General features: G+C 57.6%; 1 protein-coding gene. It reads left to right on the plus strand.

Annotation, left to right across the window (positions count from 1 at the left end; genetic code table 11):
• A partial coding sequence (locus SB765_RS34240) for an HAD-IC family P-type ATPase (RefSeq protein WP_410933104.1) occupies positions 1-231 on the plus strand: 231 nt, incomplete at both ends.

Below are 231 nucleotides of genomic sequence, written 5' to 3' on the forward strand. Positions count from 1 at the left end.
TTTTTGCCCGCACCAGCCCGGAACACAAACTACGTCTGGTGAAAGCGCTGGAAGCGAGCGGCGAGATCGTCGGCATGACCGGCGACGGCGTCAATGATGCTCCGGCGCTGAAACAGGCCAACGTCGGTATTGCGATGGGTATCAAAGGCACCGAGGTGACAAAAGAGGCGGCCGATATGATTCTGGCCGACGATAACTTTGCCACCATCGCTGCAGCAGTCAAAGAAGGAC

The organism is Pseudomonas sp. SIMBA_067 (assembly GCF_046534675.1).
Lineage (GTDB): Bacteria > Pseudomonadota > Gammaproteobacteria > Pseudomonadales > Pseudomonadaceae > Aquipseudomonas > Aquipseudomonas putida.